The following is a 26,799-nucleotide window of genomic DNA, read 5'->3' on the forward strand; positions in this document are numbered from 1 at the left end:
GGCCATGGCATTCCGCGTCGGCGACGAAATCACCTTCCGCAGGCTGGAAATCTTTCTGGCCTTCATGCAGGAAGGTAATCTGACGCGTACGGCCGAGGTGCTAGACACCAGCACGGTCAGCGTGCACCGGGCCTTGCATGCTCTGGAAGAAGGCCTGCGCTGCGCACTGTTCCGCCACGAAGGCCGCAATCTGATACCCACGCATGCGGCCCAGGTGCTGGCCGAGGCCGCGAAAGACGTGCTGCACCTGATGGACGAGGGTGTGCGCGCTACACGCCAGGCAGCGGGCTATGCATCCGACCAGATCCGCATCGGCTCGCTGTATTCGCTGACCATCAAGACCGTGCCGACCTTGCTGGTCGACCTGAAAGTGCGCAAGCCCGAACTGCAACCCGAGCTGGTGCTGGGCTCGAACGCCGTACTGCTGCAAAAGCTGGCCCAGGGGGCCATCGATGCCGCGCTGATGGCTGTGCCCGACGACGCACCCGATGTCGAATCGGTACCACTGTTTGAAGACGACATCTACTTTGCCGCGCCAGTGGGTTCGCGCTATGCCGACATGGCGGCAGTGGACCTGAGCAGCTGCGCCGACGAACGCTTCGTCAGCCTGACCGAAGGCTTTGCCACCTACAAGGGCTTCCAGGAGGCCTTTCGCATCGCCGAGTTCACGCCGAATGTGGTGATGCAAACCGGCGATATTTTTTCACTGATGAACCTGGTCAGCGGCGGCCTGGGCTGCACGCTGCTGCCGGGCCGGGTGCGCGATGTGTTTCCGCACAAGGTGCAGCTGATTCCGCTGCAGCCCAAATACCTGATGCGCCAGACCATAGGCCTGAGCTTTTTACGCAGCCGCGAACGCGACCCGAATCTGCTGACACTGCTGTCGGTCTGCCGCATGTCGCAGACCCGCCTGGCCTGACCAGTGACTGGCCCGGGTAAACCCCCGATCGTTTCACCTGCCGTAAACATCCCCTCTTCCGCTTAATTGTTCTGTCGCGGCTGGCTCGGTACATTCCACTCCGAGAAGCCCTGCCGTGCCCCACCGCTTGGCAAGGCTTCCAAAAAATAGCGCTGACATGCGCCATAACCAGGAGACAGACATGATTATTTACGGCACCGCGCTACTGGCAGCATGCCATTTGCTGGGGATTTTTTTAGGTGACTTGCTCGGGCAGGCCATGGGCGTCAAAACCAATGTTGGCGGCGTCGGCATCGCTATGCTGCTGCTGATTTTTGCGCGGCTAAGCATGCAAAAACGCAACATCCTGCCCAAACTCACCGAGGCGGGTGTGGAGTACTGGGGTGCCATGTACATCCCGGTGGTGGTCGCCATGGCGGCACAACAGGACGTGGTATCGGCGCTGCGCGGCGGCCATCTGGCGCTGCTGTCGGCAATCGGCGCGGTGGCCGTCTGCGCCATCGTCATCTCGCTGATCAACCGCATGGAACGCGTGGAAGAGCCGGTGCCGGATGCGGATGCCGCAACGCTTCCCAATGCCCAGCCCGCAACCCACCTGAAATGACCACCATGCTAGAAATTCTGCAAAAAGCCGCGGCCGCCAACGGCCTGGTCACCGCCTTCGCCATGGTGGGTTTGATCGTGCTGTTGTCCGGCGTCATCTCACGCAAGCTGACTTTTGGCCGGGTGCACGGCTCGGCCATTGCCATCGTCATCGGCCTGGTGCTGGCCTACTGGGGCGGCACACAAACTGGCGGGCACAAGGGCCTGGCCGATATGTCGCTGTTCGGCGGTATCGGACTGATGGGGGGCGCCATGCTGCGCGACTTCGCCATCGTCGCCACCGCCTTCGAGGTGCAGGCCACCGAAGCCCGCAAGGCCGGCCTGATCGGTGTCGTCGCACTGCTACTGGGCACCTTGCTACCCTTTATCGTGGGTGCCAGCGTGGCCTGGAGTTTCGGCTACCGGGATGCAGTGAGCATGACCACCATCGGCGCAGGTGCCGTAACCTACATCGTCGGCCCGGTCACGGGTGCTGCAATTGGCGCCAGCTCGGACGTGATGGCGCTGAGCATTGCCACCGGCCTGATCAAGGCGATCCTGGTGATGGTCGGCACGCCGGTAGCAGCGCGCTTTCTGCGCCTGAAAACGCCACGCTCGGCCATGGTGTTTGGCGGGCTGGCCGGCACGGTCAGCGGGGTTTCTGCCGGCCTGGCCGCGACCGACCGCAAACTGGTGCCCTATGGCGCGTTGGTGGCGACTTTTCACACCGGCCTGGGCTGCCTGATGGGCCCATCGGTACTGTTTTTTGCCACCAAAGCCCTGGTAGCTTGAGGATCAGAGGATATGGATATGGGGATATGACTATGGACCGTGTGAACTGGAACACCAAGGCAGACAACCGCACCGCCCGGCTGGCACGTGCTGCCCAGGCCCTGGGGCTGCAGCTACGCGGCAAGCATGTGGCAACCGAGGCCATCGCCGCACTGCTGGAAGCGGTAATCGAACCTGGCGACCGGGTCTGCCTGGAGGGCAACAACCAGAAGCAGGCCGACTTCCTGGCCCAGGCGCTGGTGCAGGTCGATCCGCACAAAGTCCATGGCCTGCACATGGTGCAATCCGTGCTGGCGCTGCCGGAGCACCTGGACATTTTTGAGAACGGCGTAGCCAGCAAGCTGGACTTCAGCTTCTCCGGCCCGCAGGGCGCACGGCTGGCACGGTTGGTGTCCAGCGGCCGCATCCAGATCGGCGCCATCCATACCTATCTGGAGCTGTTTGCCCGCTACTTTGTGGACCTGACGCCCAAGGTGGCGCTGGTGGCGGCGCATGCGGCCGACGCCGAGGGCAACCTCTACACCGGGCCGAACACCGAGGACACGCCGGCCATCGTCGAGGCCACGGCCTTTTCGGGTGGCATCGTCATCGCCCAGGTCAATGAGCTGGTGGACGGCAACACCAGCCTGCCGCGCATCGATATTCCGGCGGGCTGGATCAGCTTTGTGGTGAAGGCTCCGCGGCCGAACCTGATTGAGCCGCTGTTCACCCGCGACCCAGCGCAGATCAGCGAAATCCAGGTGCTGATGGCCATGATGGCGATCAAGGGCATCTACGCCGAATACGGCGTCGAGCGGCTGAACCACGGCATCGGCTTCGACACCGCTGCCATCGAGCTACTGCTGCCCACCTACGCAGAATCACTGGGGCTGAAAGGCAAGATCGCCAAGCACTGGGCGCTGAACCCGCACCCGGCGTTGATACCGGCCATCGAGGCCGGCTGGGTCGAATCCATCCACTCCTTTGGCTCCGAGCTGGGCATGGAGGACTACATCCGCGCCCGCTCCGATGTATTCTTCACCGGCCCCGACGGCAGCCTGCGCAGCAACCGCGCCTTCAGCCAGGCGGCCGGCCACTACGCCTGCGACCTGTTCATAGGCTCGACCTTGCAGATCGACCTGGACGGCAATAGCTCCACCGCCACGCTGGGCCGCATCGCCGGCTTTGGCGGCGCGCCCAACATGGGTGCCGATGCGCGCGGTCGCCGCCACGCCAGCCCGGCCTGGCTGAAAGCCGGACGCGAGGCCCGCGACGGCCGCAGTGGCGCCGCCGGTACGCCGCGTGGACAAAAGCTGGTGGTGCAGATGGTGGAGACTTTCCGCGAACACATGCAGCCTGCGTTTGTGGAGCGGCTGGACGCCTGGACGCTGCAGGAGCAAGCAAATATGGCCTTACCACCGATCATGGTCTACGGCGACGATGTGACCCACATCCTGACCGAAGAAGGCATTGCCAATCTGCTGCTGTGCCGCAACGACACCGAGCGCGAGCAGGCGATACGCGGCGTCGCCGGTTACACGGCGGTGGGCCTGGCGCGCGACAAGCGTGCGGTAGAAAACCTGCGCGACCGCGGCATCATCCGGCGCCCGCAAGACCTGGGGATTGACCCGCGCGATGCCACGCGCAACCTGCTGGCTGCACGCAGCATGCGCGACCTGGTGCGCGCCTCCGGCGGGCTGTACCAGCCACCCAAACGTTTCAGAAACTGGTAGGAGCACAAGCAGCATGAGCGATATTTCCGCAGGGCTGGAAACCCTGGATTATTCTTACAGTGCCGGCCGGCCCGCCGGCAACTTTGCACCCATCCTGGTCGGCGTGGTCGGCTCGGGCAACCTGGAGGTGATGCTGGAAGCCGCAGCCGGCACCGGCTGCGCAGTGCGCGTTGAAACCTCGGCACGCGGCTTCGGCCCGATCTGGCAGGCGGTGGTGGACGATTTCCATGCCCGCCACCCACTTGCCGGCGTGCGTATTTCCATCAACGACATGGGCGCCACGCCCGCCGTCGTCAGTCTGCGCCTGGACCAGGCCGTGGCCGAATTGCCCAAAACTCCGGAGGCCTCCACATGATCAGCTATGTCGAATGCACAGCGCGCGAGCGCCTAGCCCAGGTGCTGGACCCTGGCAGCTTCCATGAATGGCTGCCGCCATCGGCACGCGTCACCAGCCCGCACCTGGCGCAGCTCGGCGTGCCATCGGCGTTTGACGACGGCATAGCCATTGGCCGCGCCACCCTGGACGGTCACCCCATTTTTGTGGCGGCCCAAGAAGGCGAATTCATGGGCGGAGGCGTGGGCGAGGTACATGGCGCCAAGCTGGTCGGACTGCTGCAGCGCGCGCTGCGGGATCGGCCGAAAGCCGTGCTGCTGCTGGCCGAATCCGGCGGGGTGCGCCTGCACGAAGCCAATGCCGGGCTGATTGCGGTGTCTGAGGTGATGCGCGCCGTGCTGGATGTGCGCGCCGCAGACATTCCGGTGATCGTGTTGATAGGCGGTGCCAACGGCTGCTTTGGCGGCATGGGCATCGTGGCGCGCTGCGCCGACCATATCGTGATGAGCGACGTGGGCCGCCTGGCCATGTCCGGCCCAGAGGTGATCGAAGCCAGCCACGGCGTGGACGAATTCGACTCGCGTGACCGGGCGCTGGTCTGGCGCACCACTGGCGGTAAGCACCGCTGGCTCACCGGCGACTGCGACACGCTGGTGGAAGACGATGTGGCAGCCTTCCGCAGCGCCGCCATCGCTGCGCTGCAAGCCGCCCACACAGTGACCCTGCAGTCACTGGAAGCCGAACACGCGCTGCTTACCGCACGCCTGCGCCCACTGGACAGCAACGGCGACCAGGCCACGGCCCTCTGGCGGCGCCTGGGCGTTGCCGATGCCGCCCGCGTGCCGGACATGGATGTGGCGGAAACACGCGCCCTGGGAGTCAACGCATGAACTGGAACAGCCTCGCCACCCAACTCTTTGGCCCTGCGCACGGCATCAGCGCCGACGATGACTTTTTGCAGGGTACGGTCACATTCGATGGTCAGCCGTTGGCGGTGCTCGGCACCACCAACCACGCCCCTATTGGCGTCCAGCTGGCATTGGCCCAGGCCCGTGTGGTGCTGGACACCATCGCCCGCCACCCCGGCCGGCCCATCCTGTTGCTGATCGACACCCAGGGCCAGCAACTGCGCCGGCGCGACGAGCTGCTGGGCATCAACCGCGCGATGGCGCATCTGGGCATGGCCATCGACCTGGCACGGCGCCAGGGGCACCGCGTCATCGGCCTGGTGTACGACCAGGCACTGTCGGGCGGCTTCATCACCTCGGGCCTGATTGCAGACGCCTGCTATGCGCTGCCCGAAGCCGAGATCCGCGTAATGCGTATCCCCGCCATGGCCCGCGTCACCAAACTGCCTGAAGAGATGCTGACCGCACTGTCGCAGTCCAACCCCGTATTCGCCCCCGGCGTGGGCAACTATGTGGCCATGGGCGGTGTGCAGGCCCTGTGGCAGGGCGATTTGCCAGCAGCTTTGCGTGATGCATTGGCACACGCACCGACACAAGATCTGCGCGCCATCATTGGTGCCGAACGCGGCGGCCGCAAGATGTCGGCCGCCGTGGTGCAACGGGTACTGGATGCAACATGACACCGCTGCACCGCCACCAGATCGCCTGGCTGACGGATGCCGGCTGGCAGCAAGTTTTGGAACTGCAATGGGATGCGCTAGCAGCGGAATGTCTCCACCACTGGGCTACCCAGCGCTTGCCGCTGGTGGTCACGCGCCAGACCGCCAGCGAGCTGCCACACACGGTAGCCCTCGGTCTGCCGGCACCGGCCCGCTGGGACAAACGGCGCATCACGCTGGCGGTGCCGCTCAGCTCCATACTCTACTTCGACGCATTTCCACGCGCCACCGAGGTGCTGGGCCTGCTGGCCGTCCCCGCGCGCACGCCATGGCGGCAGCTGTGCGAGCAACTCAACAGCTGCCAGGCCAACGCCCGGGTGTACGGCAGCTATGGTTGGCAGCGGCTCACCGGGCTGGACCACATACACGCCGAATCCGATATCGATCTATGCATCACCGTATCGGATGGACGCCAGGCCGACGCCGTGGTCACGTTGTTGCAAAGCTTTGCGGCTCCACGGCTGCGCCTGGATGGCGAGCTCGTGTTTGACGCCGGTGCGGCCGTCGCCTGGCGCGAATGGGCCGCCTGGCGATCCGGCAAGAGCACGGCCGTGCTGGTGAAACGCCTGCACGGCGCCACGCTGGAATATGCGCCGTTCTGGCGCACAGCAAGCACAGCGGAGTTGGTGCAATGACCCGTGCGCAGCCACTGCATTGGACGGCACCCACGCCATACTCCACACCGTCCACCATTGGCCGGGCAGCGACACGGGCGCTGTACCACGAGCTGGCCTTGTGCCCCAAGCCCGGCCTGGTCACCCTGTGCGATAGCGGCAGCCACCGCGACATGGACGCGCACACCTTTATGCGCAGCCTGTTTGCACTACGCAGCTACTTTGTGGCGATTGCTGAGCTGGGGCTGCTGGGCGCAGATTTCCCCGCTCTGGAGCGCTGCGGCATCCAGGCCGAAGCCCGCATGCTGGCAGCCACCGGCGGCATCAACACCCACCGCGGCGCCATTTTCATGCTGGGCTTGTTGTGCGCCGCAGCGGGGGCACTCACACGAACGAATGCCTCCCCCAGCCCTGAGCAGCTGCGTGAGGCCTTGCGCCATGGCTGGGGGCAGGCGCTGGACGCGCGCGCCCTACGCCTGCCCAGCTTGCCGGGGGGCATCGCAGCCCGCAAACATGGCCTGCGCAGCGCCTCGTCAGAAGCGGCACTGGCGTTCCCTGTGTTGTTTGAAACGGCAGTGCCGGCCCTGACGGCCGGCCTGGCACGGGGTTTGACCGTCCAGCAAGCACGGCTGGACACCCTATTCCATGTGATGGCCGTGCTGGACGACAGCAACCTCGCCCACCGCGGCGGCCTGCAAGGCTTGCGCCATGCCCAGCAGTCGGCCCGCCGCTTCCTGGCCGCGGGTGGTGCAAGCAGCCCCGGTGGACCGGAAGCCGCGCACGCTATAGGGCGCGACTTCGTCGCCCGCAATCTCTCCCCCGGCGGGGCGGCCGACACATTGGCTGCCGCCTGCTGGGTGGTCCAGCTCTGCATGCCCAGTCCATGAGTTTTGCGCTGGTGTTTTCGGGTCAGGGCATGCAGCATCCAGCGATGCTGCCCTGGCTGGCCACAGATACATTGGTACAGCGCACTTGTACGCAGCTAGGGGTGCTCGACTGGCGCCACCACCTGCAAGACCTGGATTGGGCTGCGCAAAACACAGTAGCCCAATGCCTACTCACAGGCCTGGGCTTGGCTGCCTGGCAACAGCTTGCGCCGGAACTCCCCCCTCCCGCAGCGGTCGCAGGCTACAGCGTGGGTGAATTGGCCGCGTTCAGCGCGGCCGGGGTTTTCAGTGCCGAGACGGCGCTGGACCTTGCCAGCCACAGAGCCGCAGCGATGGACCGCTGCGCCCTGCAAATACCGGGCGGCCTGCTGGCTGTCAGCGGCCTGGCATCAGCCCCCCTGGACCAGCTATGCAAGAACACCGGCGTTGCCATCGCCATCCGCAATGGTCACGACAGCGTGGTGCTCGGCGGCCCGCTTACCGCACTGGCGCGGGCAGAAGAAGCCGCAATTCAGCAGGGTGCACACTGCACCCACCTACGCGTCAGCATCGCATCCCACACCCCCTGGATGCGTGCGGCGGCCGACAGCTTTGCCCACACCCTGGCCAAGCTGCCACTGCAACGGCCACGCCACGTGCTGTTCAGCAATGCCAAAGACCGTGTACTGGATGCCATACAGGCAGAGCAGGCGCTGTCCACGCAAATCGCTCAAACCGTGCGCTGGGATGAATGCATGGACAACCTGCATGCACGGGGAGTACGCTGTGTGCTGGAGATAGGCCCGGGACAGGCATTGGCACGCATCTGGAACCAACGCTACCCTGACGTGCCGGCACGCGCCTGTGATGACTTCCGTACGGCGCGCACGATCATTCAGTGGGTGCAAAAACACAGCAACGCTTAAAACATTTTTACGATTTATTTGGAATCAAAAACAGATCGTATACACCTGCTTAGCAAGCCGTCCTCCACATACTTTTCAGCAGAAGAAATCCCTGCAAAACCTGCAGGCGCAAGCTTCAAATTCGGCGAATATGTCCACGAATACGCCACTTTTGCACTTTTTTCACTCGAAATGTATACAAAATAAAAGCTGAAGTGCAATTTTGAAGTAACAGAGTTTTTCAGCCCCTTGTCGCAGGCAGAATCGCAGCACTCCGGTATTTCACATACCTATATTTGTGCAAACTTTTACCCGCCCAGCACTTCTGCCAAGCCACAATAGACGGAGGCATTTGAGCCCTGTTTCCGCAAACCCAACGTTCTTCTATCGCAGGCTGCCCATTCGGATGTTTCCAACCATGCGATTTCCATCCCCCTTTGCGCTGTTGCTCGCGTTGCTAGCATGCTGCGCACTCAGCTTCGGGTATGCCGCCACGCCGCCCATCGCAGAGCAGGACTTCACCGACGCCTACTCCAACCTAACGCCCATGACCTCCGTGCTGCTCGATCCCAGCCGCGAGCTCACACTGGCGCAGATCCAGCAGCAAGATAACCAGCAACGCTTCAGCCCTCTGGCCAACCAGGGGCGCACCAGCAATTTTGGGCTGACCCGTTCCGCCATCTGGCTACGCATTCAGCTGCCGCTGCAAGACAACGCTCCCAGCCAGTGGATGCTGGAAATCGCGGCACCGATGCTGGACCAGATAGACCTGTTCTATACCAGCCGCGAGAAAGGCGCCGAGCACCTCCGATCCGGCGACCAGATGCCGTTTTCACAACGGCCGCTGCCACACCACAACCATGTGTTTCCGCTGCAACTGACCCCAGGCCAAAGCCAAACCCTGTACCTGCGGGTGACATCTGAGGGTAGCCTGTCCATACCATTGCAGCTTTGGCGCCCTGCAGCCCTGGCCCAGGCTGACCATGCAAGCTATGGCGCGTTCAGCCTGTATTTCGGTCTGCTGCTGGGCTTGGTGATGTACAACTTGCTGCTGTACGTCTCGCTACGCGACAACATTTATCTGAGCTATGTAGGCTTTGCCACCGGCATGGTCTTCGGCCAACTGGGGCTGACCGGCTTTGGTGAAGAATTTATCTGGCCCAACACACCATGGTGGGGCAATATTGCAGCCCAGTTCAGCATGTCGGTAGCTGGTTTTTTTGCTGCCCTGTTTGCGCGCCAGTTTCTGGGCACGGCCATGCGGGCACCGGTGGCGGACAAGATACTGCAAGGCCTGGCCGGATTGATGGCCCTAACCGCCGTCTGCGTACTGACCCTGCCCTACCATCTGTGTGCCTGGCTGATCAATATCGACGGAATCCTGTTTACCTGTGTGCTGGTCGGTGTCAGTATCTACTGCCTGCTGCAAAAACACTTGGGGGCACGCCACTTCAGTTTTGCCTGGGGCACCCTGCTGCTGGGTGTGCTGGTCACCGCCCTGCACAACCTGGGCTTGCTGCCCTCCCACCCCTTCATCACCCATGCCATGCTGATCGGTTCGGCGGTGGAAATGCTGGCGCTGTCCTTCTCGCTGGCCGATCGCATCCACACCAGCCGCCGCGAGGCCTCTGAAGCCCAGGCGCGCGCCTACCAGAGCGAGCTGGCTGTACTGAACAGCCTGCGCGAAAGCGAGCGCAAGATCGAAGGCCGGGTACAGGAACGCACCCGTGAGCTGGAGAAAGCCAACCACGAGTTACGCCTGAACGAAGAGCAACTGGCCTTGCAGGCCCACCACGACCCGTTGACAGGCCTGGCCAACCGCAAGCTGCTAGGCGACCGGTTGAATGTGGCCATGGAGCATGCCAAACGCAACCAGCAAGGCTTCGCCGTGCTGATGCTGGACCTGGATGGATTCAAACCTGTGAACGACCGTTACGGTCATGCAGCCGGCGATACCGTGCTGCAGTCCGTGGCCCTGCGGCTAACCTCCACCGTGCGCGGCGTAGACACGGTGGCACGCGTGGGCGGCGATGAATTCGTGCTGATACTCGACGCCGTGAGCGATGGCAACACCATGATGTCTATCGCCCGCAAGGTCCGCGACGTGTTGAACACCCCCATCACACTGGACACAGGTGAAATGGTGCAGATCGGCACCAGCATAGGCCTGGCGATTTACCCGGTGGACGGCAGCAACGTGGAAGAGCTGCTGACCGCCGCCGACAACGCCATGTACGCCACCAAAAACTCGCGCTACGCCAGCCTGCAGTAAGCGCAGGTATTTGGTGCGGCTGCGGCCACGCCACTCAGGGTGGCGAAACCTTTTTCACTTCCACGTCCGTAACGTCAGCGACCTCGGGCGTGCCGCTGCTTGCACGCGGACGCTGCGAAAAGCGGTCCACCGTGCGCGCCACATCTTTCCAGCCGGCCGAGTACATGCGCATGGGCGCCACGGGCTGCCCCGTCAGACGAGCCCAAAGGCTACGCAGCAACCACAGCAGGGCAATGCCCGACAGCACCAGCAAGGCGCTGGCGATGAAAACCAAGGCCAGCATCCATACAAAAAGCCGCCAGACAAACTGCCCCATCAAGCGGCCACCTTGCCGAAGCTGAACTGGCCCGGTGCCTGGATCGGGTCCACGTCCACAGGAATCACATCCTTGGGCGCAAAGCGGCCCTCCAGCAGCAGCTTGGACAGCGGGTTCTCAATGCGCTGCTGGATCGCACGCTTCAACGGTCGGGCGCCAAACACCGGGTCAAAGCCGACCTTGGCCAGCTCGGCCAGCGCCGCAGGCGAAACCTGCAGTTCAAGGTCCATCTTCGCCAAACGGGTCTGCAGCACCTTGATCTGGATCGCGGCAATCGCCTCGATGTTCTTCGCGTCCAGCGCATGGAACACCACGGTCTCGTCGATGCGGTTCAGGAACTCGGGGCGGAAGTAGTTCTTCAGCTCGTCCTGCACCGCATCCTTGATGTCCTCGTAATCCTGGCCCACCATGTTCTGAATGATGGGCGAGCCGATATTGCTGGTCATCACGATCACCGTGTTCTTGAAGTCCACGGTACGGCCCTGTCCATCCGTCAGGCGGCCATCGTCCAGCACCTGTAGCAGCACGTTGAACACGTCGGGGTGGGCTTTTTCCACTTCATCCAGCAGCAGCACGCTGTAGGGCTTGCGGCGCACAGCTTCGGTCAGGTAGCCGCCCTCCTCGTAGCCCACATAGCCGGGCGGCGCACCGATCAGGCGGGCCACCGAATGCTTCTCCATGAACTCGCTCATGTCGATGCGGACCAGGTGGTCTTCCGAGTCGAACATGAAGCCCGCCAGCGCTTTGCACAGCTCAGTCTTGCCCACGCCCGTAGGGCCGAGGAACAGGAAGGAGCCGGTAGGCCGGTTCGGGTCAGACAGGCCAGCGCGCGAACGGCGGATGGCATTCGCCACGGCGGTGATGGCCTCGTCCTGGCCGACCACGCGGTCGTGCAGCTTGACCTCCATCTGCAACAGCTTGTCGCGCTCACCTTGCATCAATTTGCTAACCGGAATACCGGTGGCGCGCGCCACCACTTCGGCAATTTCCTCGGCGCCGACCTGGGTACGCAGCAGGCGCGGCGCGCTGGTCACGCCCTTGCTGGACTCCTTGTCCTGCGCTTCCTTGAGTTGCTTTTCCAGCTCGGGCAGCTTGCCGTATTGCAGCTCGGCCACCTTGTTGAAATCGCCCTTGCGGGTCAGCTCTTCGATCTGGAACTTCAGCTTGTCGATGGCTTCACGCACATGTGCGCTGCCCTGGGCCTGGGCTTTTTCCGACTGCCAGATTTCGTCGTAGTCGGCGATTTCCTTTTGCAGCTTGACGATCTCTTCCTCGATCAGGCCGAAACGCTTGATCGACGACTCGTCCTTCTCACGGCGCACGGCTTCGCGCTCGATCTGCAGCTGGATCAGCCGGCGGTCCAGCTTGTCCATCACCTCGGGCTTGGAATCCATTTCGATCTTGATCTTGGCCGCAGCCTCGTCGATCAGATCGATGGCTTTGTCCGGCAAGAAGCGGTCGGTGATGTAGCGGTGGCTGAGTTCGGCCGCGGCCACAATGGCCGGGTCGGTGATGTCCACGCCATGGTGCACTTCGTACTTTTCTTGCAGGCCGCGCAGGATGGCGATGGTGGCTTCCACGGTGGGTTCGCCGACCAAGATTTTCTGGAAACGGCGCTCCAAGGCCGCGTCTTTTTCGATGTATTTGCGGTACTCGTCCAGGGTGGTTGCACCCACGCAGTGCAGCTCGCCACGCGCCAGCGCGGGCTTGAGCATATTGCCGGCGTCCATCGCGCCCTCGGCCTTGCCTGCGCCCACCATGGTGTGCAGCTCGTCGATGAAAACGATGGTCTGGCCTTCGTCCTTGGCCAGCTCTTTCAGCACGGACTTCAGCCGTTCTTCGAATTCACCGCGGAACTTGGCTCCGGCCAGCAGGGCCGCCATGTCGAGCGACAGCACGCGCTTGCCTTTGAGCGACTCGGGTACCTCGCCGGCCACGATGCGCTGGGCCAGGCCTTCGACGATGGCAGTCTTACCCACGCCGGGTTCGCCGATCAGCACCGGGTTGTTCTTGGTACGGCGCTGCAGTACCTGGATGGCACGGCGGATTTCGTCGTCGCGGCCAATTACCGGGTCCAGCTTGCCCATGCGGGCGCGCTCGGTCAGGTCCAGGCAGTATTTCTTCAAGGATTCACGCTGGCCTTCGGCGTCGGCGCTGTCTACCTTGTCGCCGCCACGCACCGCGTCCACCGCGGCTTCCAGCGATTTGCGGGTCAGGCCGTTGGCGCGCACCAGCTGGCCAAAGTCGGACTTGCTGTCGGTCAGCGCCAGCAGGAACAATTCGCTGGATACGAACTGGTCGCCGCGCTTGATAGCTTCCTTCTCAGCGCCCTGCAGCAAGCTGATGAAATCGCGGCTGGGTTGCACCTGGTCTTGCCCGTGCACCGTGGGCAGCTTCTTCAGCGCGCCCTCGGCGGCGGCCAGCAGATTCGGCACATTCACGCCCGCGCGCTGCAGCAGCGCCTGCGGGCCGTCGTCCTGGCGCAGCATGGCGGCCAGCACATGGGCCGGTTCGATATAGCCGTGGTCGGCACCCAGCGCCAGGCTTTGTGCGTCGCCCAGGGCTTCCTGGAATTTGGTGGTGAGTTTGTCTTGTCGCATCGTGATCTCCAATACCGAGCTACGTGAGGAGAATATGGCCGATTTCAAGACCAAACGGCTGCTCCGCGCTGCCGCAACTTCGCCGGTATTTGATAAAAATCAAGCTCTGGCGCAGTAGTTATCTGCGCCAGCAGCTATCAAAAAAATAGCATCACTGTAAAACCAAGGCCCGCGGCCTGCGATTTAAAATTCGCACCATGAACATCCACCAGCTCTCGGTCCGCTACCTGGAAGCGCAGGACCGGATACTGGTGCGCGTCAATACCCGCGAAGGCACAGAAATGCGCCTGTGGCTGACGCGCCGCCTGACCCTGGTGCTCTGGCCTACATTGAACCGCGCGGTGGTAGAGCACGCAGCCCGCCAGGAGGACCTGGGCAGCATGCAGCGTGACGAGGTCAGCAAAAAGATTCTGGCCGACTTCCGGCGCGAAGCCGTGCTGCAAGAGACCGACTTCGCCACCCCGTACCAGGATGCCGCCCTACCCACCAGCTGGCCACTGGGCACAGAGCCCTTGCTGGTCACCGAAGTACGCATCACACCCGAAGCGAATGGCCCGCTGAAAATCGCCTTCAACGAGCAGTTGCCCGAGCAGGACAATCCACGTGGCTTCCAGGTCGAGCTGGCGCCGCCGCTGGTGCACGGCCTGGTGCAATTGCTGGAACGCGCGCTGCATCTGTCCGCCTGGGGCCAGGGCCATGAGCTGGCCGGCAGCGCACAGGCCCAGGCCAGCGACATGCCGGACCCGGAAGAGCGCCCCAAGTACCTGAACTGAATACAATAGCGGAATGCCTACCCGCGCACTACTCCGTTCCACACCGCTGCCCTGCAGCCGTGGCGGCGTGTCTGCCGGTGCCGCTAAAAAACCCCAGCTCATCTGACCGGAGCTGCGGTTCCGTCCTCAGATGAGCGATGGAACCGATACCTCCCGTCCCCCCTTCGGCCCGCGCTCCTTTGACGATGGTTACCCCATCGGTCTGTTATCAACAAAGGATGCAGTGTGAGCGCTTCGAACGATTTTTCCGGCGATTTTTCTGGTTTATGGATTCCCCTGGTCACCCCGTTCCACCACGGGGCGGTAGACCACCCTGCGCTGGCCCGGCTGGTGAAAAACCTGCGAGGCAGCGGCATTGCCGGCTTCGTCGCCTGCGGCTCTACCGGTGAGGCAGCGGCCCTGGATGCCGACGAGCAACAGGCCGTACTGAACACGGTACTGGAGGCCGCCCAGAGCCTGCCCGTGGTGATGGGCCTATCGGGCTACCACCTGCCCAAGATGCGGGACAGCGTGGCCGCCACCAGCCGACAGGGTGTTGCCGGCCTGCTGCTGGCCGCACCTTGCTATATCCGCCCCTCGCAAGCCGGGCTGCTGCACTGGTTTACAGCCCTGGCCGATGCATCCGAAGTACCGCTGATCGTCTATGACATTCCCTATCGCACCGGCGCCACGCTGGAGCTGACCACCCTGCTGCAGCTGGCCCAGCACCCGCGCATCCAGGCCGTCAAGGACTGCGGCGGTGATGCCGCCAAGACGGCGGCCCTGATCGCCAGCGGCGCGCTGCAGGTGCTGGCCGGCGAAGATGTACAGATCTTCAGCACCCTGGCCCAGGGCGGAGCGGGCGCGATTGCCGCCAGCGCCCATGGGCATACGCAGCGTTTTGTACAAGTCATGCAAGCCATTACAGCAGGTAATCTGGCACAGGCACGTGCGCTGTGGCAGCCGCTGTTGCCCTGGATCACCGGCCAGTTCGCCGAGCCCAACCCCGGCCCCATCAAGGGCTGGCTGGCCCGCCACGGCCAGATGCAGGCCGAGCTGCGCGCGCCGATGACGCCGGCATCCAGCGCCCTGGTGGACCGGTTGATTGCGCTGGAACAGGGCTTCCCCGCGCTGAGTACGCCCTAACCGCTCAGGCGTTCTGCGCCTGTATGCCCCAGCGGGCCAGTGCTGCGTCGTCGCTGACCCGCGCATCCACCCAGCGCGCGCCGCTGGGGGTTTGCTCCTTCTTCCAGAACGGTGCCTGGGTTTTCAGATAGTCCATCAGGAATTCACAGGCCTGGAAGGCCTCGCCCCGGTGGGCAGAGCTGACGGCCACCCAGACGATCTGGTCCAGGGGCTGCAGCAGACCTACGCGGTGGATGACCTGGGCGGCATAGATGTTGAAGCGGGCCAGGGCCTGGTCCACCATGGCCTCGATGGCGCGCTCGGTCATGCCGGGGTAGTGCTCCAATTCCAGGCTCAGCACCTCGCCAGCGCTGTCCGGGTGGAAGTCGCGCACTACTCCGACAAAGCTGCACACCGCACCCACGCGCCGGTCGTGCCGGCGCAAGGCGGCGATTTCGCTGCTGGGGTCGAAGTCCTGGGTCTGTATGCGTACACGGGGCGGGTTCATCGGGGCATTTTGCCAGCCACCATGGGATACAGTTTCTACCCTACCGACATTGAGGAGATGCGTTTGACCACACCCCGCTACACCCTGGCAGTCCACGGCGGCGCCGGCACCATGGCCCGCGGCGCCACCGACGAAGCGCCTTACCATGCCGGCCTGCATGCCGCGCTGGCGGCCGGCGAGGCCATCCTGGCCCAAGGCGGCAGCGCGCTAGATGCCGTGGTGGCAGCCGTCACCGCGCTGGAGGACGAACCTCTGTTCAACGCCGGGCGTGGCTCGGTCTACACCTCCACCGCCGAGCATGAAATGGACGCCGCCGTGATGGATGGGCGCAACCTGGCTGCTGGCGCCGTGGCTACGGTACGCACGCCGCGCAACCCGGTGCAGCTGGCACGGGCGGTGATGGATTCGCGCTTTGTGCTGCTCAGCGGCGACGGAGCCGAAGCCTTCGCCCACGAACACGGCTTTGAGGCCATGCCGCCAGAGTACTTCCATACCGCCCACCGGCTGGAGCAACTGCAGCGCCTGCAGGCCCAGGACGGCGGCCAGCGCATGCAGATGGACCACACACCTACAGCACCGCTGGACGAAACCCGCAAGTTCGGCACCGTGGGCGCCGTGGCGCTGGACAGTGCGGGCCATATGGCCAGCGCCGTATCCACCGGCGGCATGACCAACAAGCACCCGGGCCGCATTGGCGACTCGCCCCTGGTGGGCGCCGGCATTTATGCCAACGACCAGAGCTGCGCCGTTTGCGCCACCGGCTCAGGCGAATACTTCATCCGCGCCTGCGTGGGCCACGACATCCACGCGCGCATGGCCTATGCCGGTGCCACGCTCAGCGAGGCCAGCCAAGCAGCGCTGGCGCAAGTAGGTCAGTTGGGGGGAGAAGGCGGCGTGATCGCAGTGGACCGCCAGGGCAACATTGCCCTGCCCTTCATCAGCGCCGGCATGTACCGGGGCTGGGTGCGCGCCGGAGAAGCCCCGCAGACGCGCATTTTTGAAGACTAAAAGCAGCAGCTACGCTATTGAAAACATAGCTGCTTGCGCAGGTAGAACCTGCGCCAGAGGCTTATTTTTCAGCGAACGCGCGTTCGACCACGAAATGGCCGGGCGTCGAGGTATTGCCTTCCACAAAGCCACGCGCTTCCAGCATGTGCTTCAGGTCCACCAGCATGCCGGGGCTGCCGCACAGCATCACACGGTCGATAGCGGGGTCGAACTCGGGCAGCTCCAGGTCTTTGAACAACTTGCCGTTTTGCAGTAGCTCGGTGATACGGCCCATATTGCGGTAGGACTCGCGGGTCACCGTGGGGTAGTAGCGCAGCTTGTCGGTCACCATCTCGCCCAGAAATTCGTGGGCAGGCAAATGTTCGGTCAGCATGTCGTGGTAGGCCAGCTCTTCCACCTGGCGCACGCCGTGCACCACGATCACCTGGTCGAAACGTTCATAGGTTTCGGGGTCGCGCACGATGCTCAGGAACGGCGCCAGGCCGGTGCCGGTGGACAGCAGGTACAGATGCTTGCCGGGCAGCAGGTAGTCGGTGACCAGGGTGCCAGTGGGCTTCTTGCCAACGATGATGGTGTCGCCGACCTTGATGTTCTGCAGGCGCGAGGTCAGTGGGCCGTCCGGCACCTTGATGCTCAGAAACTCCAGGTGCTCTTCGTAGTTGGCGCTGGCGATGCTATAGGCACGCAGCAGCGGCTTGCCGTCTTCCTTGCGCAACCCGATCATGGTGAAGTGGCCGTTGCTGAAACGCAGCGATGGATCGCGGGTGGTCGTGAAGGAGAACAGGCGGTCGGTCCAGTGGTGCACGCTCAGGACAGTTTCTTCGTTGAAAGCACTCATAAGGGGTAGCTTGGCTAGGTGGTGAAATTAGCCCCTATTTTCCTACACTGCAGCGGCGTCCCAAGTCCAGAGCGATTCCCCCCGCGGCACCCAAGGTAAAACCAAAAGAAATATAGATATGGCGCAGGTGAAATCTGCGCGAGCAGCTATGTTTTCAATAGCAAAATAATTTTCAAGCCTTGGGCGGGTCGGTATTCCTGGCCATGCACAGCGCGACAAACGCCAGCAGATAGGGCAGAAAAGCCACGCGCGGCACGTCCATCACGCTGCTGACCAGCCCCACAAGCGACACACCGATCAAGGACGCCGCCAGGTACGGCGCCAGCGGCTGCTGCCGCGCTCGCCCCAGCAACAAATGCCACAGGGCCCAGCCCACCAACAGCAACCACAGCAGCAAGCCCAGGGCCCCGCGCTCGATCAATAGCTCCAGGTACAGGTTATCAATATGCCAGGGCAAAAAGTAAATGCGTTCAGCCGGAAACCAGCGTGCCAAGCCCTGGGCAAAGTCGCCGTTGGCCAGCAGTTCCTTGCCGTTGCGCCCGGCCAGGCCAATGGACTGGAAGTCGGCATGCGTGCCGCCACCAAACACCGAAACCGACAACATGCCCAGCCGCGGCGCATACCAGGGCATGCGTTTGAATTGCGGACCATGCAGTGGCACGTCGATCTGCTGCCAAGGTGACTCGGTGGGCGCCAACTGCAGGAATGCGTCCTGGCAACGCCCTGGGTAAAGCAAATGCCGCTCGCACAGCTGCAGGTAGACCTCCACCGGCGCATCCACACGCACCTGCAGCCTGGCCCGGTACGATTCAGTCGGCTCCAGCCGCACCCGCTGGGTCAGGGAAAAATAGGCGTCCAGGTCGGGGTCGGTGTCCGGGCCATGCAAACGCATGAAAGGCCGCTGCATACCCGGTTCTGTCTGCAATGTGACGTGCCCGGGCCATTCCCCCTCGGGGTAGTTGTGCGCATAGTGGCTGGGCAGGCGGCCCAGGCCTATACCCAGCCATTGGTCCACCGGGTCGTCGCGCAAATCCAGGCCGCGCTGCCAATGCTCCAGACGGCTGCCGAAGTCGCGCTCGGTATGCGCCAGGCGCTCGGCCATGAAGCTGCCGCCCTGCAACACGCCCACGATCTCGCCCAACAAAGCCAGGGCCAGCAAGCAGGCCGCCGGGGCTCGCCAGCCCGGCCAGCGGCGCTGCCACAGGACGTCCAGCCAGGTGCGCAGGTCCAACCCGGCACGCTGCAGCCAAAACCATACGCCCAGCAACAACACCGGCGCCGCCATGGACAGGTAGACGCCGCGCGCAAACGTGGTCAAACCCGCATAGGCCACGGCCAGCGCCAATATGGCCCCGAATCCCCATTGCCAGGGCCGGCGGGCCGAACGCAGAGCCCAGACCGCAAAAGGTGTGCTCAGCGCCAGATAGGCGTCTATGGCCGCCCCGCCCACATGCATCTCCCAAAACCACGCCGTCGTACGGTACTTGCTGGTGAAGTTGAACAGATTGGGAAATGCAGCGCGCTCCGACAGCACGGCCAGGGTTACCAGCACCAAGCCCGTCAGCATGCCCCAGGCCAGGGCGCGCTCCACCGCCGCAGGCGCACGCGCCACGGTCTCGCGCAGCAAAGGCAGGCACAGCAGCGCCCACAGCAGGCTTTTGGCCACCCGCAGGCTGTTCAGCGGGTCGGCATAGCCCTGGAACCAAGCCCAGGTCCAACCACCTGCATCCCAGCCGCCACGCAGCAAGGCCAGCATGCCAGCCGCCGCCAGCAGAGCCGGCAATACCGTTGCCGACGAACGCCATTGCAACGCAGATCTGGCCTGTGCAGGGGAAAAGGCCCAACGGCCATAGCCGGCAGCCAGCACGGCCAGCAGCAACACGTCGAATTCTTCAAAGACCACCCAACCTGTCCAGGGAGAAAAATTCAACCAGGGCAGGCAGGCAGGCACCAGGAACAGCCAGGCACCGGGCAGCCAGAACATCACCATGCACAGGGTGTAGAAGCCCGCCAGCACCAGCATGGGCGTGACGGGATGTGCCAGCGCCAGGCCACAGCCCGCACCGAAACACGCAAGCGCCAGCAGCGCTGAGACGGCGCGGCGCAAAGTCACCCGCTAAACCAGTACCGTCAAACCAGCACTTCCACGCAAGCTGGATGGCCCAGGAAGCCCTGCGGACTGGCACTGGCACCATAAGCGCCCGACTGGAACACCACTACCAAGTCCCCCTCTTGCGCCGTGGGCAAGACCATGCGGTCGCCCAGCAGGTCCAGCGGAGTGCACAAGGGGCCGACCACAGACGCCGGCTCGGTCTCCGTCGCACCCATGCGGTTGCCAATGGCCACCGGGTAGTTCTTGCGTATCACCTGGCCGAAGTTGCCTGAGGCCGACAAATGGTGGTGCAGGCCACCGTCCGTCACCAAAAAGACCTGGCCGCGCGAGATCTTGCGGTCCAGCACACGCGCCACATACACACCGGCCTCGCCCACCAGATAACGGCCGAGTTCGATCACGAATGCCGCCTGGGGCAGCTCGGTCCTGGCGCGCTCGGCCAGGGCGGCCAGGTTGTCGCCAATCGGCTGCAAGTCGATGCGCTGCTCTCCAGGGAAGTAGGGAATGCCAAAGCCCCCGCCCAGGTTCAGAAAGCGCACCGGCAGAGGTGCACTATCGGCCAGGCGCACGGCCAGGGCATAGGATTTTTGCTGGGCTTCGCAAATCGACTCAGGTTTTAGATTCTGCGAGCCGGCGAACAGGTGAAAGCCCTCAAACGCCAGGCCCGCCTGGCCTATGGCAGCCAACAGTTCGGGCATCTGCTCCACGTCCACGCCGAACTGCTTGGGGCCGCCGCCCATCTTCATGCCCGAGCCCTTGAGCTCGAAGTCGGGGTTGACGCGCACGGCCACGCGGGCCGGCAACCCCAGGTCTTGCGAAATTTCTGCCAGCAGGTGCACTTCGCGCATGGATTCCAGGTTCACCAGCACGCCCGAGGCCACGGCCTGGCGCAGCTCGGACTCGCGCTTGCCAGGGCCGGCAAAACTGATCTCCTGCGGGTCGGCACCGGCATCCAGCGCCACCTTGAGCTCTCCTGCGGAGGCCACGTCAATGCCGTCCACCAAACCCGCCATCAGGTCCACAACAGCTGGCATGGGGTTGGCCTTCATGGCGTAGTGCAGCTTGACGCTGGCCGGCAAGGCCGCGCGCAACTCGGCCACACGCTGGCGCAGCTGCGACCGGTCGTAGGCATAGAACGGCGTCTGCCCCACCCGCGCCGCCAGCTGCGACAAAGGAATACCACCCAGCACCAGCTCACCGTTCTGAACGGGAAACTGCGACAAGGGGGCGTGGACGGGGATGGTGCGTTCGGTAGCGGTCATAAGGCTTAGGGGTTGGACTGGCGCTCGGCCCAGCCGGTAGACAGTAATTTGCGGTCGATCTTGCCATTCGGGTTACGCGGCAAGGGGCCGGCGACCACCTCCACACCCGATGGCACCATATAGGCCGGCATGCGCGCCTTACAGACGCTCAGCAAGGCAGCGGTGTCCAGCGTGGCGCCGTCAGGCGCGGTAGCAATCACCTGGATCGCCTGGCCCCAGGCCGGGTGTTCCACGCCGAAGGCCACACATTCACCCACCAGCTTGGTTGCGTACAGCACCTCTTCCACCTCGGTCGGGCTGACACGGTAGCCGGAGGACTTGATCATCTCGTCGCGCCGACCTATGAAATAGAGGAAGCCTTCAGCATCCATGCGCACGGTGTCACCCGAGAAAACTGCATATTCAGGCAGCTGCAGGCCGGGCTGGCGGCCCGGCGCGTCAGAGGCCAGTAATTTGTAGCGTTCTGCGGTTTTTTCCGCGTCGTTCCAGTAGCCCATGCCGACCAGCGCGCCGCGGTGCACTAACTCGCCGGGTTCATCTGGTGCACATGGGCTGCCGTCTTCACGCAGCACCAGGATTTCGGCATTCGGTATGGCCTTACCGATGGAGTCGGGGCGGCGGTCCACTTCGGCCGGTGGCAAATAGGTGGAACGGAAGGCCTCGGTCAGGCCGTACATCAGATACGGCAGGCTTTGCGGGACGCGCTGGCGCAGCAAGTCCAGGGTTTCGCGCGGCATGCGGCCACCGGTGTTGGCAAAGTAGCGCAGCTTGGCGCCAATCTCGACCGGCCACTCCAACTGGGTCAGTTGTATGTACAAAGGGGGCACGGCGGTCAGGCCGGTCACACCTTCGCGGGCCATGGCTTTAAGCACATCGCGCGGCATCAGGTAGTTCAGCAGCACCACACGGGCACCCACGTGGAAAGCCGTGGTCAACTGGCTGAAGCCCGCGTCAAACGACAAAGGCAAGGCAGCCAACAAGGTGTCAGCGCAGGTATTCTCTAGATAGCTTGCTACACTTTTTGCACCAGCCACCATATTCCGGTGCGACAGCACCACGCCCTTGGGTTTGCCGGTACTGCCCGAGGTGTAGAGGATGGCGGCCATGTCGGTGTCGATGACCCGGTGGCCGGCGCGGGGTGCAACAGCCAGAAAATCGGGCCAGGCCGTATGCGACAGTGCCGGGGCCGGTTGCGGCACGGCATCGGTCACCACCACATGCCGCAGATCAGGGCAATCGCCCAGCACACCGGCCAGCAGGGCCAGGCGCTCAGGCGAAGTCACCAGCACCCGTACATTGCAGTCCTGCAAGATGAAAGCCACTTGCTCGGGCTTTAGAAGCGGGTTCAGTGGCACGAATACCGCGCCAGCCGCCGGTGCGCCAAAGCTGGCCACTACGGTTTCAAAGCGCTTTTCCAGATATATCGCCACCCGCTCGCCCCTGCCTATGTCCAGCGCCATCAAGCCGGCAGCAAACTGGGACACGGCGGTCTGCAGCTCGCCGTAGGCCATGGACACCGCGCCATAGGTCAACGCTCTGTCCAGCGGAGCCCGCTGCGCCGCACAGGCTATGAGTTCATGCAAAAGTGTGGATTCACGCATAGGGATGGGGCTGGAGTCGTGGAAACGGGGAGTCGCAAAAGTATCTCACAGCGCTTGGGGCACACGCGGCGGCAATCTGCAATTGGCGCCGCCTAAAATGCGCCCTACTTTTAGCCAAACACAACAGGGGTTCCCATGGATGTCACACAGGAGGTCAAGCAAGTTCTGGACGAGATTCTGAGCCTGAATGGCCGCAGCGCCGCTTTTACCCGAGAAACCCATTTGCTCGGAGCGATTCCCGAACTGGACTCCATGGCCGTGGTGTCCTTGATCACCCGCTTGGAAGAACATTTTGGCTTGACGGTGGACGACGACGACATGGATGGCTCCACCTTTGCCACCGTAGGTAGCTTGGCCGACTTCGTCAGCGAAAAACTCGCGGCCTGAGAGCGGCCCGGCCCGATGGACGCTTTCTTCCTGCCCGGATCATCCGGCCAGCGGTTTTGCATTTTTCACCCGGCCCAGGGCGCAACCACACGGGGCTTGGTGGCCTACGTGCATCCCTTCGCCGAGGAGATGAACAAATCCCGCCGCATGGCGGCTTTGCAGGCGCAAACCCTGGCTGCCGCCGGCTACGCCGTGCTGCAACTGGATTTGCGAGGCTGTGGAGATAGCTCCGACGATTTTGGCGATGCCAGCTGGCAGGACTGGGTGGACGATGTGGTCCTGGCATGCCAATGGCTGCGCCGCCAGAACGATGCACCTTTATGGCTGTGGGGCCTGCGCGCCGGTTGCCTGCTGGCCGCGCAAGCCGCACAGCAACTGGACGGCCCCTGCAACTTTCTGTTCTGGGCGCCCACGCCTGCAGGCAAGCCACTGCTGCAACAGTTCATGCGCCTGAAAGCCGCTGGCGACATGGCCGACGGTAATGCCAAAGCCGCCATGGAGGCCCTGCGCCAACAACTAGCGTCTGGCTCGGCGGTCGAGATTGCCGGCTATACCGTGTCTGCAGCATTGGCATCGGGTCTAGAACAAGCCACGCTGACGCCACCGCCCACCGCGGGCCGGCTGGAGTGGCTGGACCTGTCCACCAAACCAGGCGCCACGCTACCGCCTGCCGCCGCCAAGCCCTTACAGGCCTGGCAGTCCGCCGGCTTTGCGGTTCGCAGCCAGGTCGCCATGGGCCCTGCGTTCTGGCAGACCAGCGAAATCGAAGAGGCGCCGGCCTTGCTCAGCGCCACCCTGGCAGCCCTGTCTGCGCCCGCACCATGAAGCCATCCGAACATGCATTGCTGATTGCCCGCCCGGACAGCACCCTGGTGGGCGTTCTGAGCCTACCTGCCCAGCCTGCAGCAACCGCCGTGGTGGTGGTGGTGGGCGGCCCCCAGTACCGCGTAGGCAGTCACCGTCAGTTCGTACTGCTGGCCCGCCGGCTGGCAGCGGCAGGGTATGCCGTGCTGCGCTTTGACTACCAAGGCATGGGTGACAGCAGCGGCTCCGCCGTAGATTTTCTAGCTGCCACGCCGGATATCGCAACGGCCATCCAGGCGCTGCAAGACCGTGTACCACAGGCGAAAAATATCGTTTTGTGGGGTTTATGTGACGCAGCTTCGGCGGCGCTCTTGTATGTGCAACAAACCCAGGACCCCCGGGTGACCGGCCTGTGCCTGCTGAACCCCTGGGTGCGTTCCGAAGCCAGCCTGGCACGGACCCAGGTCAAGCACTATTACCTGCAGCGCCTAATGCAGCCCGCGTTCTGGAGCAAATTGCTCAGCGGCAAGGTCGCCCTGGGTGCCTTGAGCGGTTTGGTGCAAAACTTACGCACAGCCTTTTCTGCCGCGGGTCCGGCACAAACCGCCAAGGCTCCGTTTCAACAACGCATGGCCAGTGCCTGGAAGGATTTCTCAGGCCCCATACTTTTGCTGTTGAGCGGAAACGACTTCACCGCCAAGGAGTTCCTAGAATATGCTGGCACTGATGCGGCATGGTCAGGCGCGTTCCAGCACCCCCAGCTGCTGCGCCAGGACTTGCCCGACGCAGACCATACTTTCTCCAATGCAGTGGCGCAAACCCAGGTGGAAAACATGACTCTTGACTGGCTTTCCACACACACAGGCGGTCACAAACAGACCCCACCGGACAGGAGCATGGCATGATGCAATTGGCCAAAAAAACGATGCCATTGGTACTGGCACTGTTATGCACACTGGGCACTGATGTGGCTTTGGCACAGCAGGCCGGTGGCGAGGATTGCGGCGCGCTCACCAATGCCTTTGGGCCTTACGACTACCGGGTGGAACGGGGTAATAACCTGAGCCTGGTAGAGGGCGCCCACTTCACCCCACCCGTGGAAGCGCTCATCAAAGGCAATGCCGGCTACATTGGCGGCGATCTGGATTACACGCTGCGTGCGTTCCCCAACCACCATCGCGCACTGATGTCCGTCATGCGCTACGGGGAGAAAATGAAAAAGCCGCACCCCTCGGACCTGCGGTATTCGGTGGAGTGCTATCTCGAACGCGCCGTACGCTTCCGCCCGGATGACGGAATCGCACGCATGCTGTATTCCATGTTTCTGGCCAAGGGCAACCGCGTGCCAGAAGCGATAAAACAACTGGACATTGCCGCAAGCAATGCCGAGAACCAGGACAACCCCTTCACCCACTACAACCTAGGCCTGAATTACATGGACCTGAAGGAATATGCCAAAGCCGAAGAACAGGCCCATAAGGCATATGGAATGGGCTTTTTACAACCCGAGTTGAAAGATCGCCTCAAAGCCCTGGGGAAATGGACCGACAAGGCGACGGACAACCCCGACAGCAGCGCCTCAGCACCGGCTGAAGCCGCCAGTGCGGCCGCAACGCAACCCTAGAAGGCGCATTTCTTGTATTCCGCCTCCCAACCTGTAGCAGCCCATCGACCGCCACTGCCACGCGGTCCGGTGCTGGACTGGTCCAGCTTTCAACGCGTGGACGCGCCTGGCGTTCCCAGCATCGAGAGCCTGGCCCACACCGCATTCACCACCAGTGGGCGGGCGGCCATTTACCAGGCGCTGCTGCAACTCAAGCTGCCTGCTGGCAGCACGGTGCTGGTACCCACCTACCACTGTCCGACCATGGTGGCCCCGGTGCTGCTGGCCCAACTGGAAGTCGCGTATTTCGGCCTGCAGCCGAATGGTCTGCCTGACCTCGGCGGCATTCCTGCCGAGCTGGCAAACAAAAGCCGGGCCATGCTGGTGTCCCATTATTTCGGTTTGGCCAACTCCTTGGCCGATGTACGCAAATGGTGTGACACGCACGGTATCGCGCTGATAGAAGATTGCGCGCATTGCTACTTCGGTGAAGCCGGGGACAGAACCGTAGGCGCCTGGGGCGATTTTTCCACGGCAAGCCTATCGAAATTCTTGCCCGTGCCAGAAGCCGGGCTACTGGCCTCGGCACTGCACCCCATCAAGCCCATGGACTTGGCCAAGCCCAATTTGAAGGCCCAAGTCAAAGGCTGGGTGGACGTCATAGAGCTGGCAACACGCTACCAACGCCTGGCAGGCATACGCCCGGTGCTGGCGTCTTTGTTCAAGTTCAAGAATGCACGTAGCCCCCAGGCGCAGGCGCACACGGAAGCGACAGCCCCCGCCCCGGCAGCCAATATGATGCGCGACTGCGATATGGACCGCATTAGCCAGACACCGCTGTGGGCCTCCATGGCACTCAAGTCCATGCTGCCACGGGGTCGCATCATTGCCCGGCGCCAGCGCAACTTCAGCCGCTACATTCCGTATTTTGTGGATACCCCGGGTGCACGCCCGCTGTTTGCCAACCTTCCGGCCGCTGCGGAACGTGCCGCTCCCTATGTATTTCCGCTCTGGGTGGACAAACCTGAAGCGGTTTACCAGGCACTGCGCCGCATGGAATTGCCGGTATTCCGCTGGGACCGCATCTGGCCGGATACTCCGACCATTGCAGGCGACGTGGGTCTGTTATGGAGCCACCACGTGCTGCAGTTGCTGTGCCACCAGGATCTGGATGACGCAGATATCGACCGCACAGCGCAGGCCATCCTGCAGCTGCTGCAAAACAGCAGCGTCTGAACACGTCCGCTTACCCATTACCC

At 63.3% G+C, this 26,799-nt stretch carries 26 protein-coding genes; 19 read left to right on the top strand and 7 right to left on the bottom strand.

The annotated features are described in order from the left end of the window. Positions 1-4: 4 nt before the first annotated feature. The 11 genes from AC07O2_RS24765 (at position 5) to AC07O2_RS24815 (ending at position 10,623) form a co-directional block, all read left to right on the top strand. Positions 5-919: a LysR family transcriptional regulator gene (locus AC07O2_RS24765; RefSeq protein ID WP_495234803.1), complete on the top strand. Its 915-nt coding sequence runs from the start codon at positions 5-7 to the stop codon at positions 917-919. 181 nt (positions 920-1,100) lie between these two features. Continuing rightward, on the top strand, positions 1,101-1,523 hold the full coding sequence (gene madL, locus AC07O2_RS24770; protein WP_495234804.1) for a malonate transporter subunit MadL: 423 nt from the start codon (positions 1,101-1,103) through the stop codon (positions 1,521-1,523). A gap of 5 nt (positions 1,524-1,528) precedes the next feature. Next, complete coding sequence (madM, locus tag AC07O2_RS24775; RefSeq protein ID WP_495098858.1) at positions 1,529-2,293, top strand: malonate transporter subunit MadM; 765 nt, start codon at positions 1,529-1,531, stop codon at positions 2,291-2,293. Between the two features lie 32 nt (positions 2,294-2,325). Further along, positions 2,326-4,005, top strand: coding sequence for a malonate decarboxylase subunit alpha (gene mdcA, locus AC07O2_RS24780; RefSeq protein WP_495234825.1), 1,680 nt, complete (start codon positions 2,326-2,328; stop codon positions 4,003-4,005). Positions 4,006-4,018: 13 nt separating this feature from the next. After that, a complete protein-coding gene (gene mdcC, locus AC07O2_RS24785; protein ID WP_495234805.1) occupies positions 4,019-4,360 on the top strand; it encodes a malonate decarboxylase acyl carrier protein in 342 nt (113 codons plus the stop codon). Beyond that, positions 4,357-5,229 (top strand): biotin-independent malonate decarboxylase subunit beta, encoded by an 873-nt coding sequence (locus AC07O2_RS24790; RefSeq protein ID WP_495234806.1) that lies wholly within the window; start codon positions 4,357-4,359, stop codon positions 5,227-5,229. Before mdcC ends, AC07O2_RS24790 begins: the two co-directional genes overlap by 4 nt. Further along, on the top strand, positions 5,226-5,927 hold the full coding sequence (locus AC07O2_RS24795; RefSeq protein ID WP_495234807.1) for a biotin-independent malonate decarboxylase subunit gamma: 702 nt from the start codon (positions 5,226-5,228) through the stop codon (positions 5,925-5,927). Before AC07O2_RS24790 ends, AC07O2_RS24795 begins: the two co-directional genes overlap by 4 nt. Then, complete coding sequence (gene mdcG / locus AC07O2_RS24800; RefSeq protein WP_495098853.1) at positions 5,924-6,601, top strand: malonate decarboxylase holo-[acyl-carrier-protein] synthase; 678 nt, start codon at positions 5,924-5,926, stop codon at positions 6,599-6,601. The genes AC07O2_RS24795 and mdcG overlap by 4 nt, the downstream gene beginning before the upstream one ends. Beyond that, positions 6,598-7,467, top strand: coding sequence for a triphosphoribosyl-dephospho-CoA synthase MdcB (gene mdcB, locus AC07O2_RS24805; RefSeq protein WP_495098852.1), 870 nt, complete (start codon positions 6,598-6,600; stop codon positions 7,465-7,467). Before mdcG ends, mdcB begins: the two co-directional genes overlap by 4 nt. Beyond that, positions 7,464-8,372, top strand: a complete 909-nt coding sequence (locus AC07O2_RS24810) for a malonate decarboxylase subunit epsilon (protein ID WP_495098851.1) — start codon at positions 7,464-7,466, stop codon at positions 8,370-8,372. The genes mdcB and AC07O2_RS24810 overlap by 4 nt, the downstream gene beginning before the upstream one ends. A 397-nt stretch (positions 8,373-8,769) precedes the next feature. Beyond that, a complete protein-coding gene (locus tag AC07O2_RS24815; protein WP_495098850.1) occupies positions 8,770-10,623 on the top strand; it encodes a diguanylate cyclase domain-containing protein in 1,854 nt (617 codons plus the stop codon). 34 nt (positions 10,624-10,657) lie between these two features. On the opposite strand, the gene AC07O2_RS24820 is transcribed toward AC07O2_RS24815, so the two are convergent. Both AC07O2_RS24820 and clpB read right to left on the bottom strand, forming a co-directional pair. After that, positions 10,658-10,939: a hypothetical protein gene (locus AC07O2_RS24820; RefSeq protein ID WP_495106948.1), complete on the bottom strand. Its 282-nt coding sequence runs from the start codon at positions 10,937-10,939 to the stop codon at positions 10,658-10,660. After that, the gene (gene clpB, locus AC07O2_RS24825) at positions 10,939-13,539 is read right to left on the bottom strand and encodes an ATP-dependent chaperone ClpB (RefSeq protein WP_495234808.1); all 2,601 of its coding nucleotides are present in this window, start codon (positions 13,537-13,539) and stop codon (positions 10,939-10,941) included. Before clpB ends, AC07O2_RS24820 begins: the two co-directional genes overlap by 1 nt. 197 nt (positions 13,540-13,736) lie before the next feature. Between clpB and AC07O2_RS24830 the strand changes: the two genes are divergently transcribed. Then, on the top strand, positions 13,737-14,312 hold the full coding sequence (locus AC07O2_RS24830; protein WP_495098847.1) for a hypothetical protein: 576 nt from the start codon (positions 13,737-13,739) through the stop codon (positions 14,310-14,312). 225 nt (positions 14,313-14,537) lie between these two features. Continuing rightward, a complete protein-coding gene (locus AC07O2_RS24835; RefSeq protein ID WP_495234809.1) occupies positions 14,538-15,437 on the top strand; it encodes a dihydrodipicolinate synthase family protein in 900 nt (299 codons plus the stop codon). A gap of 4 nt (positions 15,438-15,441) precedes the next feature. On the opposite strand, the gene AC07O2_RS24840 is transcribed toward AC07O2_RS24835, so the two are convergent. Next, a complete protein-coding gene (locus AC07O2_RS24840; protein ID WP_495234810.1) occupies positions 15,442-15,924 on the bottom strand; it encodes a molybdenum cofactor biosynthesis protein MoaE in 483 nt (160 codons plus the stop codon). 57 nt (positions 15,925-15,981) lie between these two features. On the opposite strand from AC07O2_RS24840, the gene AC07O2_RS24845 reads away from it, so the two are divergent. After that, on the top strand, positions 15,982-16,932 hold the full coding sequence (locus AC07O2_RS24845; RefSeq protein WP_495234826.1) for an isoaspartyl peptidase/L-asparaginase family protein: 951 nt from the start codon (positions 15,982-15,984) through the stop codon (positions 16,930-16,932). Positions 16,933-16,993: 61 nt separating this feature from the next. Here AC07O2_RS24845 and AC07O2_RS24850 read toward each other — a convergent pair whose 3' ends face one another. The 4 genes from AC07O2_RS24850 to AC07O2_RS24865 all read right to left on the bottom strand — a co-directional run bounded on the left by AC07O2_RS24850 (position 16,994) and on the right by AC07O2_RS24865 (position 22,746). Further along, positions 16,994-17,770: a ferredoxin--NADP reductase gene (locus AC07O2_RS24850; protein ID WP_495098843.1), complete on the bottom strand. Its 777-nt coding sequence runs from the start codon at positions 17,768-17,770 to the stop codon at positions 16,994-16,996. A 172-nt stretch (positions 17,771-17,942) separates the two neighbouring features. Further along, a complete protein-coding gene (locus AC07O2_RS24855) occupies positions 17,943-19,883 on the bottom strand; it encodes an O-antigen ligase family protein (protein ID WP_495234811.1) in 1,941 nt (646 codons plus the stop codon). Between the two features lie 17 nt (positions 19,884-19,900). Then, positions 19,901-21,145, bottom strand: a complete 1,245-nt coding sequence (locus tag AC07O2_RS24860; protein ID WP_495234812.1) for a pyridoxal-dependent decarboxylase, exosortase A system-associated — start codon at positions 21,143-21,145, stop codon at positions 19,901-19,903. A 5-nt stretch (positions 21,146-21,150) separates the two neighbouring features. Further along, entirely contained in the window at positions 21,151-22,746 is a 1,596-nt protein-coding gene (locus tag AC07O2_RS24865) for an acyl-CoA ligase (AMP-forming), exosortase A system-associated (protein WP_495234813.1), read from the bottom strand. A 135-nt stretch (positions 22,747-22,881) separates the two neighbouring features. On the opposite strand from AC07O2_RS24865, the gene AC07O2_RS24870 reads away from it, so the two are divergent. The 5 genes from AC07O2_RS24870 to AC07O2_RS24890 are packed head-to-tail and all read left to right on the top strand — an operon-like array spanning position 22,882 to position 26,776. After that, complete coding sequence (locus tag AC07O2_RS24870; RefSeq protein WP_495098839.1) at positions 22,882-23,133, top strand: acyl carrier protein; 252 nt, start codon at positions 22,882-22,884, stop codon at positions 23,131-23,133. A gap of 15 nt (positions 23,134-23,148) precedes the next feature. Then, positions 23,149-23,958 (top strand): hydrolase 2, exosortase A system-associated, encoded by an 810-nt coding sequence (locus tag AC07O2_RS24875; protein ID WP_495234814.1) that lies wholly within the window; start codon positions 23,149-23,151, stop codon positions 23,956-23,958. Beyond that, on the top strand, positions 23,955-24,842 hold the full coding sequence (locus AC07O2_RS24880; protein ID WP_495234815.1) for a hydrolase 1, exosortase A system-associated: 888 nt from the start codon (positions 23,955-23,957) through the stop codon (positions 24,840-24,842). The genes AC07O2_RS24875 and AC07O2_RS24880 overlap by 4 nt, the downstream gene beginning before the upstream one ends. Beyond that, on the top strand, positions 24,839-25,561 hold the full coding sequence (locus AC07O2_RS24885) for an ABC transporter permease (protein WP_495234816.1): 723 nt from the start codon (positions 24,839-24,841) through the stop codon (positions 25,559-25,561). The genes AC07O2_RS24880 and AC07O2_RS24885 overlap by 4 nt, the downstream gene beginning before the upstream one ends. 12 nt (positions 25,562-25,573) lie before the next feature. Continuing rightward, positions 25,574-26,776 (top strand): DegT/DnrJ/EryC1/StrS family aminotransferase, encoded by a 1,203-nt coding sequence (locus tag AC07O2_RS24890; RefSeq protein ID WP_495234817.1) that lies wholly within the window; start codon positions 25,574-25,576, stop codon positions 26,774-26,776. The last annotated feature ends 23 nt before the right edge of the window (positions 26,777-26,799 follow it).

This window comes from Rhodoferax sp. GW821-FHT10B06, from assembly GCF_059415605.1.

Excerpts from the sequence above, each read along its gene's own strand:
- AC07O2_RS24865 (WP_495234813.1), bottom strand. The coding sequence starts at position 22,746 with ATGCGTGAATCCACACTTTTGCATGAACTCATAGCCTGTGCGGCGCAG.
- mdcC (WP_495234805.1), top strand. The coding sequence starts at position 4,019 with ATGAGCGATATTTCCGCAGGGCTGGAAACCCTGGATTATTCTTACAGT.
- AC07O2_RS24860 (WP_495234812.1), bottom strand. The coding sequence starts at position 21,145 with ATGACCGCTACCGAACGCACCATCCCCGTCCACGCCCCCTTGTCGCAG.
- mdcG (WP_495098853.1), top strand. The coding sequence starts at position 5,924 with ATGACACCGCTGCACCGCCACCAGATCGCCTGGCTGACGGATGCCGGC.
- AC07O2_RS24845 (WP_495234826.1), top strand. The coding sequence starts at position 15,982 with ATGCGTTTGACCACACCCCGCTACACCCTGGCAGTCCACGGCGGCGCC.
- AC07O2_RS24870 (WP_495098839.1), top strand. The coding sequence starts at position 22,882 with ATGGATGTCACACAGGAGGTCAAGCAAGTTCTGGACGAGATTCTGAGC.
- AC07O2_RS24830 (WP_495098847.1), top strand. The coding sequence starts at position 13,737 with ATGAACATCCACCAGCTCTCGGTCCGCTACCTGGAAGCGCAGGACCGG.
- AC07O2_RS24815 (WP_495098850.1), top strand. The coding sequence starts at position 8,770 with ATGCGATTTCCATCCCCCTTTGCGCTGTTGCTCGCGTTGCTAGCATGC.
- mdcA (WP_495234825.1), top strand. The coding sequence starts at position 2,326 with ATGGACCGTGTGAACTGGAACACCAAGGCAGACAACCGCACCGCCCGG.
- AC07O2_RS24765 (WP_495234803.1), top strand. The coding sequence starts at position 5 with ATGGCATTCCGCGTCGGCGACGAAATCACCTTCCGCAGGCTGGAAATC.
- AC07O2_RS24850 (WP_495098843.1), bottom strand. The coding sequence starts at position 17,770 with ATGAGTGCTTTCAACGAAGAAACTGTCCTGAGCGTGCACCACTGGACC.
- AC07O2_RS24885 (WP_495234816.1), top strand. The coding sequence starts at position 24,839 with ATGATGCAATTGGCCAAAAAAACGATGCCATTGGTACTGGCACTGTTA.
- clpB (WP_495234808.1), bottom strand. The coding sequence starts at position 13,539 with ATGCGACAAGACAAACTCACCACCAAATTCCAGGAAGCCCTGGGCGAC.
- AC07O2_RS24790 (WP_495234806.1), top strand. The coding sequence starts at position 4,357 with ATGATCAGCTATGTCGAATGCACAGCGCGCGAGCGCCTAGCCCAGGTG.
- AC07O2_RS24880 (WP_495234815.1), top strand. The coding sequence starts at position 23,955 with ATGAAGCCATCCGAACATGCATTGCTGATTGCCCGCCCGGACAGCACC.
- madM (WP_495098858.1), top strand. The coding sequence starts at position 1,529 with ATGCTAGAAATTCTGCAAAAAGCCGCGGCCGCCAACGGCCTGGTCACC.
- mdcB (WP_495098852.1), top strand. The coding sequence starts at position 6,598 with ATGACCCGTGCGCAGCCACTGCATTGGACGGCACCCACGCCATACTCC.
- AC07O2_RS24795 (WP_495234807.1), top strand. The coding sequence starts at position 5,226 with ATGAACTGGAACAGCCTCGCCACCCAACTCTTTGGCCCTGCGCACGGC.
- AC07O2_RS24840 (WP_495234810.1), bottom strand. The coding sequence starts at position 15,924 with ATGAACCCGCCCCGTGTACGCATACAGACCCAGGACTTCGACCCCAGC.
- AC07O2_RS24820 (WP_495106948.1), bottom strand. The coding sequence starts at position 10,939 with ATGGGGCAGTTTGTCTGGCGGCTTTTTGTATGGATGCTGGCCTTGGTT.
- madL (WP_495234804.1), top strand. The coding sequence starts at position 1,101 with ATGATTATTTACGGCACCGCGCTACTGGCAGCATGCCATTTGCTGGGG.
- AC07O2_RS24875 (WP_495234814.1), top strand. The coding sequence starts at position 23,149 with ATGGACGCTTTCTTCCTGCCCGGATCATCCGGCCAGCGGTTTTGCATT.
- AC07O2_RS24810 (WP_495098851.1), top strand. The coding sequence starts at position 7,464 with ATGAGTTTTGCGCTGGTGTTTTCGGGTCAGGGCATGCAGCATCCAGCG.